This is a genomic window from Bittarella massiliensis (ex Durand et al. 2017), from assembly GCF_017566145.1.
GTDB classification, from domain to species: Bacteria; Bacillota; Clostridia; order Oscillospirales; family Ruminococcaceae; genus Bittarella; species Bittarella massiliensis_A.
The window spans coordinates 1-215 of sequence record NZ_JABFCL010000305.1 but is presented as its reverse complement, the minus strand read 5'-3'; the positions used below and the strand labels follow the sequence as shown (position 1 = coordinate 215).

Below are 215 nucleotides of genomic sequence, written 5' to 3'. Positions count from 1 at the left end.
CCGTCACCGCCATCTTAATTAGTCTGGCAATCGTTCTCATCTCTTCTTCTTTGAGTCCTCTCGTTGTGACTGCTGGAGTACCGATACGGATTCCGCTTGTCACGAACGGGCTTGCCGGATCGTTCGGCACCGCATTTTTGTTGACTGTGATATACACTTCGTCAAGCCGTCTTTGAAGCTCTTTTCCCGTGATTCCCATATTCTGGAGATCTACC

Annotated in this window: 1 pseudogene; it reads right to left on the bottom strand. The window is 49.3% G+C overall.

Features of this window, described 5'->3' with window-relative positions:
• Nucleotides 1-215, bottom strand: a pseudogene (gene glyA, locus HJY11_RS14450) (serine hydroxymethyltransferase); the annotation flags it as partial.